This window comes from Pseudomonas sp. AK106 (genome assembly GCF_053903055.1).
This window is the reverse complement of the sequence record NZ_CP096426.1, coordinates 1,841,571-1,858,586: the sequence shown is the minus strand read 5'-3', so window position 1 is coordinate 1,858,586 and position 17,016 is coordinate 1,841,571. Positions and strand designations below refer to the sequence as shown.

Sequence of the window (17,016 nt, the reverse complement as noted above, 5' to 3'; positions counted from 1 at the left end):
CGATTAACCGCCGGCCTGAGGATTGAAAATCTTCGCCAACTGCTCCTCACTGCTCTGCATGCTCTCGTTCTCCTGCAAGCCCTGGCGCAAATACTTCACCAACTGCGGCTGCAGCGAAATCGCCAGATCCGTCTCGCGGTCCCCGCCGGCCACGTACGCGCCGACACTGATCAAATCGCGGCTCTGCTGATAGCGCGACCACAACTGCTTGAAATACTGCGCCTGCACCATGTGCTGCGGATCGACCACAGACGGCATCACCCGGCTGATCGACGCTTCGATATCGATGGCCGGGTAATGGCCTTCTTCGGCCAGCCGCCGCGACAGCACAATGTGGCCGTCGAGCACGCCCCGGGCCGAGTCAGCGATCGGGTCCTGCTGGTCGTCGCCTTCGGACAAGACGGTGTAGAACGCGGTGATCGAGCCACCGCCCGCCTCGGCGTTACCGGCGCGCTCCACCAGCTTGGGCAGCTTGGCGAACACCGACGGTGGATACCCTTTGGTCGCAGGCGGCTCGCCGATGGCCAGGGCGATTTCCCGCTGGGCCTGGGCGAAACGCGTCAGCGAATCCATCAGCAACAGGACGTTCTTGCCCTTGTCGCGAAAATACTCGGCGATGCGCGTGCAATACATCGCGGCGCGCAGACGCATCAACGGCGCATCATCCGCCGGAGAGGCCACGACGACCGAACGCTTGAGGCCCTCCTCGCCCAGGCTGTGCTCGATGAATTCCTTCACCTCGCGGCCCCGTTCGCCGATCAGCCCGACGACGATGATGTCGGCCTCGGTGAAGCGGGTCATCATCCCCAGCAGCACACTCTTGCCCACGCCGGTACCGGCGAACAGGCCCAGACGCTGGCCGCGCCCGACCGTCAACAAACCGTTGATGCAGCGAATGCCCACGTCAAGCGGCTGGCTGATGGGGTTGCGCTTGAGCGGGTTAATGGTCGGGCCGTCCATCGGCACCCAGTCTTCGGCTTTCATCCCGCCCTTGCCGTCGAGAGGACGACCGGCGCCGTCGAGGACGCGGCCGAGCATGGTCATGCCCATCGGCAGACGGCCGGTGTCCGGCAGCGGCACGACGCGGGCGCCGGGCGCAATGCCGGAGACGCTGCCGACCGGCATCAGGAACACCTTGCTGCCGGCAAAGCCCATGACTTCGGCTTCAACTTCGACCGGATGATGACTGCCGTCGTTGATCACCATGCAACGGCTGCCCATGGCGGCGCGCAGGCCCTCGGCTTCGAGGGTCAGGCCGACCATGCGCAGCAGCCGTCCTTCGACGATCGGCTGCGTAGGCAGGGAGATCGCGTCAGGGTACGTGCTCAGGCGCTTGGCGAAACTGGTGCGTTCAAGGCGCATCGACAGCACCCAGTGGGTAAGTGGTTTTCTCGGCGCTCTGGAGCGCCTCTTCCAGTTCGATCGTCACATCGGGCGGCGCCGGGTGCAGGGCCTGCTCGTGGAGCTGGTCGAACATTTTGCCAAGGGCCTGACTGATTCGCGCCTCGACCGTGGCGTCGATGCGGCTGTGCTCACTCTCGACCCGGCAACCACCCGGCTGCAGCGTCTCGTCCTCGAGAATGCGCCAGGTTTCTTCGTGACGCTCGCGCATGGCCTTGACCAACGCGAAGTCCTGCGGATTGACCAGAATGCGCACGTTGGCCGCGCCCATCGGCAGCAGCCGCAAGGCTTCGCGCAGCACCGTGCCGATCTGGCTGGAGTCGGTTTTGAGCTCGCGCTGAATGACCTGGCGGACCACATGCTCGACCAGCGACACCATCGATTTCTCGATCTGCGCATCCTGATCGGCGATGGGTTCGAACAGATGCCCCATCAGGACTTCCATGCTGTCGAGCTTGGCCGCCAGCGCCACTTCCGCTTCCTGACGAACCTTGAGCTGAGTGCTGTGAAAACCCTCTTTTTCGCCGATGGCAAACCCCTCGTTGTAGGCGTCCTGACGGATGCTCTCCAACTCTTCCAGGGTCATCGGCTGGACTTCTTCCAGCGGTACTTCTTCGCTTTCTGCGAGCTCGGCTTCCTCGATAACCGGTTCCGGCTCGGGTGCTTCCACGTGCGGGTCGAAGCTGGGCAAGGCCCAGACGTCGATCCCGCGCAAATCCTGGGCGCGGATGAGCTCACTGGGTGGTGCTTTATCGGAGCTGGACATCAACGGCACCTACGCTTAAATCATTTCCTCGCCACCTTTGCCGCCAAGAACGATCTCCCCGGCCTCCGCCATACGACGGGCAATGGTGAGAATTTCTTTCTGGGCGCCTTCCACATCGCTGACGCGAACCGGGCCTTTGGCTTCCAGGTCGTCGCGCAGCAGTTCGGCGGCACGTTTGGACATGTTCTTGAAAATCTTTTCTTTGATGGCGTCGTCCGAGCCCTTCAGTGCCAGTACCAGCACATCGGAGGAGACTTCGCGCAGCAAGGCCTGAATCCCGCGGTCGTCGACGTCGGAGAGGTTGTTGAAGACAAACATGAGGTCTTCGATCTGCGTCGACAGGTCTTCGTCCACTTCGCGGATCGAATCCATGAGCTGGCCTTCGATCGAGCTGTCGAGGAAGTTCATGATATCCGCCGCACGCTTGATACCGCCCAGGGTAGTACGCGATGTGTTGGCGTTGCCCGAGAACTGCTTCTCGAGGATCTGGTTCAATTCTTTCAGCGCCGCCGGCTGCACGGTGTTCAACGACGACACGCGCAGGATGATGTCCAGGCGCACTTTGTGGTCGAAGTGGCTCAGCACTTCACCGGCCTGATCGGCGTCCAGGTAGGCGACGACGATGGCTTGAATCTGCGGGTGCTCGAAACGGATGACGTCGGCCACCGCGCGCGGTTCCATCCACTTCAGGCTGTCGAGACCGCTGGTGTTGCCGCCCAGCAGAATCCGGTCGATCAGGCCGTTGGCCTTGTCCTCGCCCAGTGCCTGGGTGAGCATCTTGCGGATGTAGCCGTCCGAGCCGATGCCGACACCGGTCTGATCGCCGACCACGTCGACGAACTCGCTCATCACCTGTTCGACCTGCTCGCGGTGCACATTGCGCATCTGCGCCATGGCCACGCCCACCCGTTGAACCTCTTTGGGTCCCATGTGACGCAAGACCTGCGCGGCGTCCGTCTCACCCAGGGTGAGGAGCAGAATCGCGGCCTTGTCCACGCGGGTCAATTTAAGTGCAGCAGCTCTATCACTCATCAGCGTTGATCCACTCTTTGACGACCTGGGCTACACGCGCCGGATCCTCGGCCACAAGGCTCTTGATTGCGTTGAGCTGTGCGTCATAACCCTCGGTAGGGCTCGGCAACAGAATACTTTGCGGACCGCCCAGACTGACGCGGTCGTTTGCCAATTCACCGTCCATCCCGACCATGCCGCCCAGCTCGGAGTCGCCGTCGAGGCGCTTGCCTTGCGGATTGGTGATGCCCTTGAGCACCGGACGGAGCACACCGAACACCAGCACCAGGATGAACAGCACGCCCATGGCCTGTTTGACGATGTCCCAGAACCACGACTGCGAGTAGAACGGAATATCCGGGATCACTTCGCCGCGATCGGTGGAGAAAGGCACGTTGATCACGCTGACGCTGTCGCCACGGCTGGCGTCGAAGCCGACGGCGTCCTGCACCAGACGGGTGAAGCGCGCCAGTTGCTCGGCGGTCCACGGCACCATGGTGGTTTCGCCATTGGCCGGGTTGACCTTAACCTGATCATCGACCACCACGGCGACCGACAGACGATTGACCTTGCCCTGCTGCTGCTTGGTGTGGCTGATGGAACGGTCGAGCTCGAAGTTCTTGGTCGACTGGTTACGCTTGTCCGCCGGGTACGGCGCCAGCATCGGCTGACCGGTGGCCGGGTCCATGATCTGTTGGCCGTTGGCGTCCAGCAGCGGTTGGCCCGGGGCGATGGCGCCTGCGGCTCCGGCAGCACCGGCGGCGGCGTTCTGTGGCGCCGTTGCCGGGCCTGGCGGCTGGTTGCTCAGCGCACCGGGTACGCCCCCTGAACCGCTGCTGCTGGAGCGCTGTTCGTTGACCGTCTGCTCACTGCGCAGCGCAGGCGTGTCCGGGTTGAAGCTTTCGGCGGTGGACTCGACGGCGCTGAAATCAACGTCTGCCGACACTTCTGCCTTGTAGCGGTCATTGCCCAGCACCGGCTGCAGAATGTTCTGCACACGCTGAGTCAGCATGCTTTCCATGCGGCGGGTGTAATCGAATTGCTTGCCGGCCATGGACAGCTCGGAGTTCTCGGCCTGATCGGAGAGCAGGTTGCCCTTCTGATCGACGACAGAAATCTGCGACTTGTTCAGTTCCGGGACGCTGGTGGCGACCAGGTTCATGATCGCCAGCACCTGACCCGGCTCCAGCGAACGACCGGCATACAGCTCAACCAGAATCGAAGCGCTGGGTTTGCGATCGTCACGCACGAACACCGAGCTCTTCGGAATCGCCAGGTGAACGCGAGCGCCCTTGACGTTGTTCAGGCTGGAGATGGTCCGCGCCAGTTCACCTTCGAGGCCACGACGGTAACGGGTGGCCTCCATGAACTGGCTGGTCCCCAGGCCTTGATCCTTGTCGAGGATTTCGAAACCGACGTTGCCGTCGGTCTGGGCGATACCGGCACCCGCCAGCTTGATGCGGGCACGGGACAGGTCCTCGGACTTCACCAGCAGCGCGCCGGAATTGGGCTCGACGGTGTAGGGAATGTCGGCCTGGGCCAACGTGTCCATGACCTGCTTGGTATCGACACCCGACAGGCTGCCATAGAGCGGCTTGTAATCGGGCTGCTGCGACCAAAGCACGACGGCAAAACCAATCGCCACGCTGGCAGCCAGACCGACCATGAGGCCGACCTGACGCAGCATGGTCATCTCGGAGAGATTTTGCAGGAAGGCCAGCCCGAACATTGGCGGCTTGCTTCCTGGCGCACCCGTTTTGGCGGGTACGTTATCGACGACGGCTTCGGCCATGACTTAAATCGTCCTCAAACCGGCATTTGCATGATGTCTTGGTACGCCTGAACCAGCTTGTTGCGTACCTGGGTCAGCGCCTGAAACGACACGCTGGCTTTCTGCGAGGAGATCATCACGTCGGTGAGGTCCACGCCGCTCTTGCCCATCTCGAAAGCGGTCGACAGCTGATTCGACGCCTGCTGGGTGTCGTTGACCTTGTTCACCGCCATGCCGAGCATGTCAGCGAAACTGCTCGCACCGGCCTGTTCTGGCGCTGCGATGGCCTTGGGCTGAGCCATGGCGTCCATCTGCATGGAGCGCATGTCCAACATCAAGCGATTAAATTCAACACCTTGGGTCATGACGTTTCTCTCAAAAGGGCCGCAAATTTTTGACACGGATTCAGCGGTTACCTAAGCATTAGCAACAAGGGTGCCAGACCAATAGCGGCGATATGCCACGTTTGATGAAAGTGTTCGGATGGGTATTTAAACGGACACGTAAACGAAGAGGCGCTTCACGCATTGACACCGCGCGATGCCCTATCAGACGCAGTCCCTGCGGGAGTGAGCTTGCTCACGAAGACGGCATCACACTCTCTGGAAAATCAGCGGGTTGTCGAATGTCTGTCGTCAGCTCCAGTCAGGCAGGCATGCATCTCACCGACACGCGCGCCTGCTCAGGATGCAAACAAAAAACCTTCGACATCCATCCCCGCATCACGCATCTGCGCCAGCTTGTAGCGCAACGTACGCGGGCTGATACCGAGGCGTTCGGCGGCCTCTTTGCGACGGCCACGCTCGGCACGAAGGGTGTCGATGATCATCTGGAACTCACGGCGACGCAGGTCTTCACCCAGGGCACCCGCCCCTTCCCCGCTGCTCGCCTCGGGCGACGCTTCCATGGCGCCAGTCGCAACTGGTACCACCTGAGGCGTCGGCGCGGCGGCGAAGGTTACCGGGCCGGCCAGGCAGAAATCCTCTGCCTGAATCACCCCGCCCTGCTGCAGGATCAGCGCCCGCTGCACGGCGTTATCCAGCTCGCGAACATTGCCCGGCCACGCATAGCTGACCAGACACGCCTGCGCCCCGGCCGACAGCCGCACCGGGGCATGCTTCATTTTATTGACGTGTTTGGCCAGCAGACGCTCGGCCAGCGGCAGAATGTCGGCGGGACGCTGGCGCAAGGATTGCCACGCAAGCGGGAACACCGAGAGACGGTAAAACAGGTCTTCGCGAAAGCGCCCTGCGGCCACTTCTCCCGCCAGATCGCGGTTGGTGGTCGCCAGCACGCGGATGTCCAGTTCGATGGGCTTGCGCGCACCGACCCGCTCCACTTCCCGCTCCTGCAACACACGCAACAGCTTGGCCTGCAGGCCCATGGGCATTTCGGAAATCTCGTCGAGGAGAATGGTGCCACCTTCGGCCTGCTCGAACTTGCCGGCCTGGGACGCAATGGCACCGGTAAACGAACCCTTCTCGTGGCCGAACAGCGTGGCTTCGAGCATGTTGTCCGGAATCGCCGCGCAGTTGATCGCGATGAAAGGCTTGCCGGCGCGGGGCGATTGCTCATGAATGAAACGCGCCAGCACTTCTTTACCGGTGCCGGACTCGCCTGAAATCAACACCGTCGAATCACTCTTCGCCACGCGGCTGGCAAGGCTGAGCAACTGCACGCTGGCAGGCTCGACCGCAATCGGACCCTCGCCATCGGCCGGGCCGAGGCGACCCAGTGCATGGCGAGCCACCAACGCCAGCAACGCCTTGGGCTCGAAGGGCTTGACCATGTAATCAGCCGCGCCCTGGCGCATCGCCTCCACGGCGCGGTCCACCGTGCCATGGGCCGTCATCAACAGCACCGGCAATTGGGGGTAGCGGCTGCGCAACTGGCCGAGCAATTGGTGACCGTCCATGCCAGGCATATTGACGTCACTGACCACCAGGCTGAACGACGAATCGGCAGCGGCAACCAACGCCTCTTCCGCCGACCCGACCGCCTGGTAGGCATGGCCGGCCAGCGCCAGGGTTTCGCCCAGCGCTTCACGCAGAGAAGGGTCGTCCTCGACCAGCAGCACCTTGATGCTCATGAGCGCTCACCTGAAGCAATCGTCAACGGACCGGCCTCACTGCCAGTGGACGGCTCATTCCCGGCCCCCGGAACCAGAGGCAGCGACACGATGGCGCAGGTGCCACGACCCGGACGCGAGCGGAACTCGACACGCCCCTGATGCGCCCGCGCCACCGCAGTGACAACGGCCAGACCCAGGCCGGTGCCGGTGGTTTTGGTGGTGAAGAAGGGCTCGCCGATGCGGGCCAGGGCCGCCGGCTCGATGCCGCTGCCACTGTCGCTGATACACAGACGCAGCGTATTGCCGCGGTTGTACGCATGAATCTTGATGCGGCGCCGCCCGTCACGCTGGCCGGCACTGGCCTGGACGGCATTTTCGATAAGGTTGAGCAGCGCGCCGACCAGCGTGTCGCGGTTGCACAACAATTCCCCCGCCGGGCTGTCGCACTGCCAGCGCACGGCCACGTCACGGACATGGGTCTGGGCGGCGGATTCTAGGGCAGCGACCAGCGCAGTCGGCGTCACCCGGTCAGTCAGCGGCAGCTCGCCACGGGCAAACACCAGCATGTCGCGGACCTGATGCTCGAGCTCATGCAGGCGCTCCTTGAGCCGGCCGGCGAAGCGCTGTTGGGTCTCGACGTTCAACGCCTGTTCGGCCAGATGGCTGGCGTAAATCATGGCGGCGGACAGCGGCGTGCGGATCTGATGGGCCAGTGATGCGACCATGCGCCCCAGGGACGACAAGCGCTCATGACGCGCCAGCTGACTTTGCAGATGACGGGTTTCGGTCAGGTCATTAAGCAGCACCAGCTGGCCCGGCTCGGCGTCCAGGGAACGGGTGGCAATGGACAGCCGGCGCCCGTCCTTCAGGGAGATTTCGTGGCCGTCGTCTTCGCGCGGGGCAAAGCAGCGGGCGATGACGTGGCGCCAGAGCATGCCGATCAACGGTTCGCCCAGCAGATCCAGCGCGGCAGGATTGGCCTCACGGACCATGCCGGTGCCGTCGATCACGATGACACCGCCGGGCAGCAGGTCGAGCAGGTTTTGAAGGCGGTTCGCCAGACGCTCTTTCTCGGCAAGCTCCTCCATGCGCTGGGCGCTGACCACGGCCAGCTCGCCCTTGAGCTCGGTGACCCGTGCTTCCAGCAGGCCGTAGGAATCGGTGAGCTGAGTCGACATCTGGCTGAACAGCGCGAAGGCCTGTTCAAGCCCTTGCCTGCTCGCCACTTCCGGGGACTGCTGCACTAACGAACCAATGGATGAACCGGGTTCGGAAGACATCTGAGCGGCCTGGGGCATAGTTGATCTCTCGGGTAGCGAACCGTCAGTAAACGGTATGTTCCCAGAGACATAGCAATCCTCGTGCCGAAAAAAAACCGCTGAGAAATCAGCGGTTTATTTTTGACGCGTCAAACGACAGTCAGTCGTCGACCTGCTCGTCGCCTTCGCGGCGGCTCATGCCGTACTTGCGCATTTTCTCCACCAGCGTGGTGCGGCGGATGCGCAGACGTTCGGCGGCGCGTGCCACGATCCCGTTGGCATCGTCCAGCGCCTGCTGGATCAAGCCCTGCTCCAGACCGCCGAGGTAGTCCTTCAAGTCCAGACCTTCAGGCGGCAGCAAGGCGCTGCTGGCGAAGTTCGGCGTATGGCCGTTGATGGCCACGCGCTCTTCCAGATCGCTGCGCAGGCTGTCGACCAGTTGCTCGTCTTCGTCGTCGACGTAGCGGAATTTTTTCGGCAGCTCCGAGACACCGATGACACCGTACGGGTGCATGATCGCCATGCGTTCGACGAGGTTGGCAAGCTCACGAACGTTGCCGGGCCAGCCGTGACGACACAGCGACATGATGGCGGCGGAGTTGAAGCGAATCGAACCGCGCTTCTCGTGTTCCATGCGCGAGATCAGCTCGTTCATCAGCAGCGGAATGTCTTCCACACGCTCACGAAGCGGCGCCATTTCGATCGGGAACACGTTGAGGCGGTAGTAGAGATCCTCGCGGAAACTGCCGATCACGATCATGTCTTCAAGATTTTTGTGCGTCGCGGCAATGATGCGCACATCAACGCTCTGGGTCTTGTTGCTGCCCACGCGCTCGAAGGTGCGCTCCTGCAGGACGCGCAGCAGCTTGACCTGCATCGGCAGCGGCATGTCGCCGATTTCATCAAGAAACAGCGTGCCGCCGTTGGCCAGTTCGAAGCGCCCTGCCCGGCTGGTGATGGCGCCGGTGAAAGCACCCTTCTCGTGGCCGAACAGTTCGCTTTCGAGCAACTCGGCCGGAATCGCGCCACAGTTGACGGGCACGAACGGCGCATCGCGGCGCTTGGAATGGTAATGCAGGTTACGGGCGACGACTTCCTTGCCGGTCCCGGACTCACCGAGGATCAGCACGCTGGCGTCGGTGTCGGCGACCTGCTGCATCATCTGGCGGACGTGCTGAATGGCACGGCTGGTGCCTACGAGGCTGCGGAAAAGATTGGGTTCGCGCTGACGCCCACGTTCACGGGCCTGGTCGTACATCTCGCGATAGACCTGGGCACGGTGCAGGGAATCCAGCAGTTTGCTGTAGCTGGGCGGCATCTCGACGGTGGAGAGGACCCGGCGACGCAGATCGTCCGCCAGTTCGGACGAGGAGTTCTCGCCCATCAGCAGGACCGGGAGAAACTCGTCCCACGCGGCCACGGTTTTGAGCAGGCCTTGAAGGCTGCCCGGGGCGTTCACGCTGCCGACCAGCACGCACAGCACTTCTCGGGTAGAGGTCAGCGAACCCACGACTTGCTGCCAGTCTGTGCTGGAGCAGGACAGGTTCTCATCACCCAGAAAATTCAGAATCACCGCCATGTCACGGCGGCGCTGGCTATCGTCATCGATCAGCAGGATTTTGATTTCACGCCACATGCAATAGCAACTTCCCTAGTCAACTCGATGCCCGATCACGGGCAAGCTTTGGCTTTTGTTTCGTCCGTTGAGACGTGTCAATCACCAGAAATTAGTGAACTTCACTAGTTAAGTCAAAAATCCGTACACAGTCAATTTTATGGCGTACATATTTTGGCTACCGACCAAGTGTCAACCGAACAGATGGTAAACCTTTGCCGCGCTTTTCGCTCGCTGGATCTGGGACATTTCGTCGACGATCGCCTGACGTTCGCCCACAGCGACGTCGATAAGCTTGCGATAGACGCCTAGCAGCTCTTCCAGATTTGTTCGCAACTCAGGCTCATCGTTGCTCGCCTGACTGATGACTTCATCGACGCAGGCCCGGCAGGCCATATCGAGCTGGCCGATTGCCTCCCAGTCACGCTGCTCGAGGGCATCGACCAAGGCTTCACGGGTTTCTTCGATTCGCTTGAGTGCAACGCTCATGGGGTTCTCCTTCAGAGCACGGGTTGCTGATCGCCGATCGCATCCCAGCCTTCCTTGACCGTGATCAGCAGGCCGCTGACTTCGTCGAGGATCTTCGGATCGGATTTGATGTTCGCTTCTGCCAGACGCTTCATCAGGTAGACGTAGAGGTTGTCGACGTGGGCCAGGGCTTCAGCCTGTTTTTCCATGTCCAAGCCTTCGCGCAGCCCACCGATGATTTCAATTGCCTTGCCAATCAACAGCCCTTTGGCGGGGATGTCCTTGCGCTCGATGGCGCCTTTGGCCTGGGCGATACGGTCCAGGCCGGCTTCCATCAGCATCTGCACCAGACGGTGTGGCGTGGCCACGGCGGTCTGGGCTTGTGAGTTGACCTTCTGATACTGCCGAAGGGCTGCCATACGGTTCATTGTCTTACCTCGCGCAACGAAGTTTCTATAGTGAGGGTATCGACACGGCCCAGGAAAACTTTAAGGCCAGATGCCAAAAACCCGGCACTGGGAGCCGGGTCTTGATCAAGTCGTCAACGGTCAGCCACTTTTCTGGGCATTGAGCGAGTCGAAGAACGAGGTGATGCTGGTGGAAGAGGCTTTCAGCTGCCCCACCAACAAGTCCATCGCGTTGTATTTGGCGGTCAGAGTGGCGGTCAACGTCGTCACCCGCAGGTCGAGGGCGGCCTGTTGGTTTGTCAGATCGGTCTGCTGCTTGTTGAGGCTGGTGGTGCGCGTGTCGAAAATACCGCCCGTCTGGGTGTAAGGCGTAATGGCAGCCTGCATCCGCGAGAGCAAGCCGTTGGTGCTGTCCGTGCCACTGAACAGTTGCTGCACGTCGCCCGCCAGGCCCTGGTCCATCGCCTTGCTAAACTTGGTGGCATCGAGGCTCAGCGTACCGTCGGATTGACCGGTGGTGATGCCCAGCTGCGAAAGCACGGAAAGGCCACCTGGGGCACCGGTCGTCACCAGCTGGTCGCGGATGGCCGAGAGGATCGAGCGCGGCATCGCATCGCCCGTCAACGCCGCAGCCGTCACGGTTGCGCCGGTGGTTTTGTCCGGGGTGTCGCTTACCGTCGCCTTGGTGACACTGGACACGGCTTTGACGACGGTGTTGTAAGCATCGACGAAGGTTTGCAGCGAGGCTTTCAGGCCATCGTTGTTCCCCGACACCGTCACAGTCGAAGCACCCAACCCCCCCACCAATGTCATGGAAACGCCGCCGAGGCTCTTGTCGATGGTGTTGCTGGCACTGGTGATGCTCAGGCCGTTGACGGTCAGACTGGCGTCTACCGCTTGCTTATCGATGTAGCCGGCGCTGGTGGTGCTTTTCGGGTCAAGCGCAGCGCCGGCAACAATGTTGAATTCACTGGACGTCGTGCTCGACGCCGTGATGTCCGTGCCTTTACCCGTCACCGTCGAGCTGAACACCAGGCGTGAACCATTGTCATCGGTGATGATGTTGGCGCTGATCTTCGAGGTCGCGCTTTGTGCGTTGATCTGCTTGGCCACCGACGCCAGCGTGGCACCGGTCGGGATGGTGATCTTGGTGTCAATGCCATTTTGAGTGAGGGTCAAATCGCCACTCGGAATAGCACTGGCGGACCCGCCGGAGAAAGAAGCGCTTGCGACACTGGAACTGGTGGCAAGGCCTATGACGTTGATGTTGTAAGTACCGGGCACGGCCGAGTTATCGGACGTTACGGTCAGCTTGGTCGCGTCGGAGGCTTTTGCCGCATAGCCGGCGAATGCAGGCGTGTCGGTTTTGCCAAGGTTGGTCAGGGCGGTCTGGAAGGCAGTCATCGCGCTTTGCAGCGTGCCGATGCCGGAAATTTTGGTGGTGACCAGTTTGGTCTGTGTTGTGATCTGGGTCTGCTTGGCCGACTTGTCGGAGTTGACCAGCGCGGTGACGATGTCACCGATTGCCAGGCCCGAGCCGAGGCCGGTTGCAGGTGTAATAGGACTAGCCATGTGAGTCTCCTTTCAGTTGTAGTCGGCATTTTGACGAGCACGCCACACCCAAGTGCCGCGTTCACGTTTCATGCCATTTAAACTTTCGCGTCGAACAACAGGCTGTTGGCGTTCTTCAGACTGTCGGCGAGCTTCAACGCTTCAGCAGACGGCAATTGCCGCACCACTTCACCTGTATCGGCGGCGATCACTTTCACCACCACTTTCCCCGACTTGTCGTCGATGGAAAACTCCAGGTTACGATGAACCGGCTGAAAGAACTTTTCCATTAGCTTGACGGCCGCTTCCAGTTCTTCTGGCTTCCTGTCTGGATCTGAGTCTTTACTTGTCGATGAGTCTGACGACGATGAAGCCGCCGGAGCAGGAACGACTTGAGGCGCCACGGCTGGCTTGTCAGCAACCACAGGCACCGCGGGCAACGACTGGATCATTGGATAAGACACATTCATCCTGTTACTTATGTCCATGTACACTCACCTCTCGAAAGTAAAAAGCGGGAGAGCACGCAAGCATACTCCCCCGCCAAAACTCTAGCCGTTATTACTGAAGCAGTTTCAGAACAGCGGATGGCAGCTGGTTAGCCTGGGCCAGAACAGAGGTGGAAGCTGATTGCAGAGTCTGTTGTTTGGTCAGGTTAGCGGTTTCAGCGGCGAAGTCGGTGTCTTGAATACGACCCAGTGCAGCAGTGGCGTTTTCGTTAACGTTTTGCAGGTTGGAAATGGTGCTGGTCAGACGGTTTTGCGAAGCACCCAGGCTCGAACGGGTGCTGTTGATCGTTGCCAGAGCCGCGTCGATTGCCGAAATAGCGGCGTCAACGTTGGTGTGGGCAGAGGTGTTGTCGCTGCCGCTGATCGAGCTGCTACCGCTCGAAACGCCCAGAGCCGAAGCAGTGAAGCTGCCGGTCAGGACCAGGTCGATGTGGTTCGAAGTACCGGTGTTGGAACCGACTTGCAGAGTCACGGTGCTAGCGGAACCGTCCAGCAGGTTCTTGCCGTTCAGGTTGGTGGACTGAGCGATACGGGTCAGTTCGTCAGACATCTGGCCGTATTCGGCGTTCAGCGAGTTACGGTCAGCAGTGCCGTTGGTGTCGTTTCGGGACTGAACAGCCAGTTCACGCATACGCTGCAGAATGTTGGTCGATTCTTGCAGAGCGCCTTCAGCGGTCTGAGCGATCGAGATACCGTCGTTGGCGTTCTTGATGGCAACAGTCTGGCCGCGGATTTGCGAAGTTTCGCGGGTTGCGATCTGCAGGCCGGCTGCGTCGTCTTTAGCGCTGTTGATTTTCAGACCGGAAGACAGACGAGTCATCGAAGTCGACAGTGCATCGGAAGCTTTGGACAGGTTCTTCTGAACAGCCAGGGAAGCTACGTTGGTGTTTACGCCTAAAGCCATGATGAATTCCTCGTGAGTTGTTTGCTGCGGCTATCCGGCCCTGGCAAGCGCCGGGTGTGGCCTAGAGAACCTACGTAATGTTTATCGTCGCGGTTGCCAGGAGCTTGAGGGCTTTTTCAAATTTATTTGCCACCAGAGCGCCACCCCCGCAGTTTGTTGTCCGGGGATACACAGCGTTTCGGCGCAACCCCGGGAAGCTTTAACCTCACCCGGCGATTTGTTAACCAGTTCTCAAAAAGACGGGCGCACCCTTCGGCGCGCCCGGGCTTTGGTTGGCTTTATCTATAGAGGCATGTGGGTTATTGCAGCAGCTTGAGGACGGCTGCCGGTAATTGGTTGGCTTGGGCCAGGACTGCCGTTGAGGCTTGCTGGAGGGTTTGTTGTTTAGTCATCTCCGCGGTTTCTGCAGCGAAGTCGACGTCTTCGATCTGGCCTCGGGACGCGGTGGCGTTCTTGGTCATGTTCTGAAGATTTTCCATGGCGCTCATCATGCGGTTCTGATTGGCGCCCAGATCGGCGCGGGCGGAGTTGATCTTGCCGATCGCGGCGTCAATGGCCTTGATGGTGTATTCGATGTTCTCGGTGCGGGCAGGTTTGTTGAGAGCCTCATCTGCTGACTTGGCATCGGCAAGTATTTTCTCGGCGTCAGTCACCGCCTTTTTGGCGGCGTTAAGGGTGTCGACATCGGCTTGCACAGGCGTCTGGATCCCTGCAAATGTCGCCTCGGCGGCAATGAGCCCGGTCTTCGCCGTCTCAATGTCATTCACCATCTGCGGCGTGACAGTGTTGACGATGTTGCGCGCACCTCTGCCGTCGATTGAGAGCGGCGTGTAATCACCTTTGACGATGGCCGCCGAGCCCGAATGTGTTGCAGTTGCAGCAACAGCCGCCCGATCTTCAGCCGCCACAAAGATTGACTCGGATGAGAAATCATCACCCAGGGTGAGACTGATTTTTTCAGTCGCCCCCACATTCGCACCAATCTGGAAACTCAGTTCCCCCGCACTTCCATCCAGTAAATTTAACTCAGCGCCGAACGTTGTACCTTTGGCAGTTCTGGACACTTCGGCCGTCAGCTTCAGAAACTCGGCATTCAAAGCATCCCTTTCTTTCGGACCTTTATCACCGTTGGCAGCTTGCACCGCGAGGTCGCGCATCCGCTGCAAGTTATTCAAAGACTGATCCAGCGCGCCTTCGGCCGTTTGAATAATAGATATAGCCGCCCCCGCATTACGTGTCGCGACAGTCATGCCACGTATTTGAGTTGTCAGCCGAGTAGCAAGCTGCAATCCAGCAGCATCATCCTTGGCGGTATTGATCCGCAGCCCTGAAGACAGGCGGGTCATTGCGATGCTCAATAAATCAGAAGACCTGTTCAAATTCCGCTGAACAGACAGCGATGCAATATTGGTATTTACGGTTAAAGCCATTTTGAATTCCTCGTTGATAGAAACGGAGGATTCTCTAATATCGGGGAAGTCCATTTCTCCCGGAGAACCTACAGTTCCGGTATCGACGATTTGCATAGTGGCTTTAACAACAAACCTGTCAGGCAGACTGCGCCATCACGACACATGAAGGGGAATAAATTGGCTAACGCATTAATTGGAATAGATATTAAAAAAACATAAAAAAACGGCCGCTGCGGGCCGCTTAATTCAGATCAAACTGAAACTAATGTAGGAGATTTCTCTAACTTCCCGACAATGGGAAAGTGTCAGACTTCAAGAAACTCAACTTCCAACCAGTCCGCTAACCCCAACCAATCCTGCCGCTCCTGGCACGCCAGAATCGCACTCAACACCCTCCCCCATTCAGCCTGTCTTTCGACAGAAGCTCCGTCCATCAGTGGCAGCGACCGATCAATCAGTTCGACCATTTGCAAGGCCCCTTCAATATCCCGGCCCAAGCGGAACAGCTTCGCGCATTCGCGGGCTTCTTCTACGACGTGTTCAGGCAGGGTCATGGCGCGGTCCAGTCAGGGTCGAAGTCGGCGCCGGCGATCAGCGCACCGTCGCGGCTGGTGTTGAGGAAGGTGACCTCGGGGTGGCGGGCGATGAAGCGTTCGAGTTCGATGAGGTAGCTGCGGAAATTGAGCTGCGTCTTGACCTTTTGGCCCCGCCCGTCGCGCACCCAGTGTTTGGCGATGCTCAGGGCAGGCCCCAGGTCGCCGTCCTGCCAGCCGGTGTGGGTCTTGCCGCCGGGGAAGGCGAAGTCGGCGCCGAACAGGGTGATCCGCGCGGCGCCCATTTTGACGGCGAGATCGACGGCGGGATGAATGACACTCCCGCCCACGTGCAACGTGGCTTTCGGGATTTCTTCGCGCAGCCGGGCATACAGCGGGCTGGTGGAATAACCCACGTAGCGCGGGCCTTGCCATGCCTCCAGCATTGCCGCGTCTTGGCCCGGCACATAGACCAGCGCGATGTGCGCCGAATCCTCGGTGGGGAGATGCCGGGGGGTGATGCGGTGGTCGATGCTCACCACCACGTCCGGCCTGATGCCTTGGTTGCGCAGGGGCACGTAGGCGGTGTCGACGCAGATAATCAGCGGCCGGTTGGCGCTGTTTGACGTGCTCAACAGGCGCGGCAAATGCTGTTGCAGACTTGGCCCCGTCGCGATGACGAACACGTCACACCCCGACTGCGTGGCAAACAACGCAGCGACATCGGTGTCCCGCTGCACAAGCGCCCTGCCCTGCTCCAGCAGGCGCGCGTTGTCGGGGGTGTCGGCGGCGAACGCCTGGTTGTTGAAGTCGACGTGCACTTCGCTGACCAGCCGATCGCGGATCCGCGCGCTGCTGTCGTCGGCCAGCACCAGTTCGGCCGGCAGTGCGAAGAATGGCAGCTGAATCTCGCTGCAGGCGTCGGCATAGGCGAGGCTCACGCGGGGGTCGGACAGCCAGTCATCCTGTTCCAGCAGTTGCAGCACCAGGGCAAACAACGCGCCGTTGAGGATGTGGACGTGCAGCGTTTGCAGGGAAGCGTCGGCCAGCAATACCCGCTGCAGATCGCCGAGGGCGGTGCCGTAAAGATGAACGACGGGGCTGTTGGCGCGGAGGCTTTGCGCCTGGGTTTGCGCTTCGGCGAGGCGATCATGGCGGCTGGTGAGCTGAATGCCGCCAATGCTGAGGGTCGATTGTCGGCCTTCGATCAACTGCGCGGGAATGGATTCGACGTTTTCGGCCCGCAACCGCTGGGCCTCGTCCGGCCAGCGCTGTTCGATCACGGCGAGGTTGTGCTGGAGAATCTCGCTCATGACGGCAATCCTTTTCCTGGGGGAA

Annotated in this window: 16 protein-coding genes; all 16 read right to left on the bottom strand. The window is 60.5% G+C overall.

The genetic code is table 11. The features are described from left to right. Nucleotides 1-3: 3 nt before the first annotated feature. The 16 genes from fliI to M1E04_RS08380 all read right to left on the bottom strand — a co-directional run bounded on the left by fliI (nt 4) and on the right by M1E04_RS08380 (nt 16,991). The gene (gene fliI / locus M1E04_RS08455) at nt 4-1,362 is read right to left on the bottom strand and encodes a flagellar protein export ATPase FliI (RefSeq protein ID WP_065987294.1); all 1,359 of its coding nucleotides are present in this window, start codon (nt 1,360-1,362) and stop codon (nt 4-6) included. Further along, nucleotides 1,352-2,167 (bottom strand): flagellar assembly protein FliH, encoded by an 816-nt coding sequence (fliH, locus tag M1E04_RS08450; protein WP_065987293.1) that lies wholly within the window; start codon nt 2,165-2,167, stop codon nt 1,352-1,354. Before fliH ends, fliI begins: the two co-directional genes overlap by 11 nt. Before the next feature lie 15 nt (nt 2,168-2,182). Beyond that, nucleotides 2,183-3,199, bottom strand: coding sequence for a flagellar motor switch protein FliG (gene fliG, locus M1E04_RS08445; RefSeq protein WP_065987292.1), 1,017 nt, complete (start codon nt 3,197-3,199; stop codon nt 2,183-2,185). Further along, a complete protein-coding gene (gene fliF, locus M1E04_RS08440; protein ID WP_065987291.1) occupies nt 3,192-4,970 on the bottom strand; it encodes a flagellar basal-body MS-ring/collar protein FliF in 1,779 nt (592 codons plus the stop codon). The genes fliG and fliF overlap by 8 nt, the downstream gene beginning before the upstream one ends. Before the next feature lie 14 nt (nt 4,971-4,984). Continuing rightward, a complete protein-coding gene (gene fliE, locus M1E04_RS08435) occupies nt 4,985-5,314 on the bottom strand; it encodes a flagellar hook-basal body complex protein FliE (RefSeq protein ID WP_065987290.1) in 330 nt (109 codons plus the stop codon). Between the two features lie 317 nt (nt 5,315-5,631). Beyond that, complete coding sequence (locus tag M1E04_RS08430; protein WP_456292754.1) at nt 5,632-7,038, bottom strand: sigma-54-dependent transcriptional regulator; 1,407 nt, start codon at nt 7,036-7,038, stop codon at nt 5,632-5,634. Beyond that, entirely contained in the window at nt 7,035-8,300 is a 1,266-nt protein-coding gene (locus M1E04_RS08425) for a sensor histidine kinase (RefSeq protein WP_456292753.1), read from the bottom strand. The genes M1E04_RS08430 and M1E04_RS08425 overlap by 4 nt, the downstream gene beginning before the upstream one ends. Nucleotides 8,301-8,439: 139 nt before the next feature. After that, nucleotides 8,440-9,915 (bottom strand): sigma-54 dependent transcriptional regulator, encoded by a 1,476-nt coding sequence (locus M1E04_RS08420; protein WP_065987287.1) that lies wholly within the window; start codon nt 9,913-9,915, stop codon nt 8,440-8,442. Between the two features lie 171 nt (nt 9,916-10,086). Continuing rightward, nucleotides 10,087-10,383: a flagellar protein FliT gene (fliT, locus tag M1E04_RS08415; protein WP_065987286.1), complete on the bottom strand. Its 297-nt coding sequence runs from the start codon at nt 10,381-10,383 to the stop codon at nt 10,087-10,089. An 11-nt stretch (nt 10,384-10,394) separates the two neighbouring features. Further along, nucleotides 10,395-10,790: a flagellar export chaperone FliS gene (gene fliS / locus M1E04_RS08410; RefSeq protein WP_296309079.1), complete on the bottom strand. Its 396-nt coding sequence runs from the start codon at nt 10,788-10,790 to the stop codon at nt 10,395-10,397. Between the two features lie 120 nt (nt 10,791-10,910). Then, nucleotides 10,911-12,341 carry a flagellar filament capping protein FliD gene (gene fliD / locus M1E04_RS08405; protein WP_369319332.1) on the bottom strand — a complete coding sequence of 477 codons (1,431 nt, stop codon included), beginning with the start codon at nt 12,339-12,341 and terminating at the stop codon, nt 10,911-10,913. Nucleotides 12,342-12,418: 77 nt separating this feature from the next. Then, nucleotides 12,419-12,808 (bottom strand): flagellar protein FlaG, encoded by a 390-nt coding sequence (locus M1E04_RS08400; RefSeq protein WP_282371595.1) that lies wholly within the window; start codon nt 12,806-12,808, stop codon nt 12,419-12,421. A gap of 73 nt (nt 12,809-12,881) precedes the next feature. Further along, entirely contained in the window at nt 12,882-13,733 is an 852-nt protein-coding gene (locus tag M1E04_RS08395; protein WP_282371597.1) for a flagellin domain-containing protein, read from the bottom strand. Between the two features lie 299 nt (nt 13,734-14,032). After that, complete coding sequence (locus M1E04_RS08390; RefSeq protein WP_456292752.1) at nt 14,033-15,259, bottom strand: flagellin N-terminal helical domain-containing protein; 1,227 nt, start codon at nt 15,257-15,259, stop codon at nt 14,033-14,035. A 191-nt stretch (nt 15,260-15,450) separates the two neighbouring features. Further along, on the bottom strand, nt 15,451-15,699 hold the full coding sequence (locus M1E04_RS08385) for a hypothetical protein (RefSeq protein ID WP_456292751.1): 249 nt from the start codon (nt 15,697-15,699) through the stop codon (nt 15,451-15,453). Then, on the bottom strand, nt 15,696-16,991 hold the full coding sequence (locus M1E04_RS08380; protein ID WP_456292750.1) for a motility associated factor glycosyltransferase family protein: 1,296 nt from the start codon (nt 16,989-16,991) through the stop codon (nt 15,696-15,698). The genes M1E04_RS08385 and M1E04_RS08380 overlap by 4 nt, the downstream gene beginning before the upstream one ends. Nucleotides 16,992-17,016 lie beyond the last annotated feature (25 nt).

Coding starts and splice junctions, on each gene's coding strand:
- fliI (WP_065987294.1), bottom strand. CDS start 1,362: ATGCGCCTTGAACGCACCAGTTTCGCCAAGCGCCTGAGCACGTACCCT.
- fliH (WP_065987293.1), bottom strand. CDS start 2,167: ATGTCCAGCTCCGATAAAGCACCACCCAGTGAGCTCATCCGCGCCCAG.
- fliG (WP_065987292.1), bottom strand. CDS start 3,199: ATGAGTGATAGAGCTGCTGCACTTAAATTGACCCGCGTGGACAAGGCC.
- fliF (WP_065987291.1), bottom strand. CDS start 4,970: ATGGCCGAAGCCGTCGTCGATAACGTACCCGCCAAAACGGGTGCGCCA.
- fliE (WP_065987290.1), bottom strand. CDS start 5,314: ATGACCCAAGGTGTTGAATTTAATCGCTTGATGTTGGACATGCGCTCC.
- M1E04_RS08430 (WP_456292754.1), bottom strand. CDS start 7,038: ATGAGCATCAAGGTGCTGCTGGTCGAGGACGACCCTTCTCTGCGTGAA.
- M1E04_RS08425 (WP_456292753.1), bottom strand. CDS start 8,300: ATGTCTTCCGAACCCGGTTCATCCATTGGTTCGTTAGTGCAGCAGTCC.
- M1E04_RS08420 (WP_065987287.1), bottom strand. CDS start 9,915: ATGTGGCGTGAAATCAAAATCCTGCTGATCGATGACGATAGCCAGCGC.
- fliT (WP_065987286.1), bottom strand. CDS start 10,383: ATGAGCGTTGCACTCAAGCGAATCGAAGAAACCCGTGAAGCCTTGGTC.
- fliS (WP_296309079.1), bottom strand. CDS start 10,790: ATGAACCGTATGGCAGCCCTTCGGCAGTATCAGAAGGTCAACTCACAA.
- fliD (WP_369319332.1), bottom strand. CDS start 12,341: ATGGCTAGTCCTATTACACCTGCAACCGGCCTCGGCTCGGGCCTGGCA.
- M1E04_RS08400 (WP_282371595.1), bottom strand. CDS start 12,808: ATGGACATAAGTAACAGGATGAATGTGTCTTATCCAATGATCCAGTCG.
- M1E04_RS08395 (WP_282371597.1), bottom strand. CDS start 13,733: ATGGCTTTAGGCGTAAACACCAACGTAGCTTCCCTGGCTGTTCAGAAG.
- M1E04_RS08390 (WP_456292752.1), bottom strand. CDS start 15,259: ATGCAAATCGTCGATACCGGAACTGTAGGTTCTCCGGGAGAAATGGAC.
- M1E04_RS08385 (WP_456292751.1), bottom strand. CDS start 15,699: ATGACCCTGCCTGAACACGTCGTAGAAGAAGCCCGCGAATGCGCGAAG.
- M1E04_RS08380 (WP_456292750.1), bottom strand. CDS start 16,991: ATGAGCGAGATTCTCCAGCACAACCTCGCCGTGATCGAACAGCGCTGG.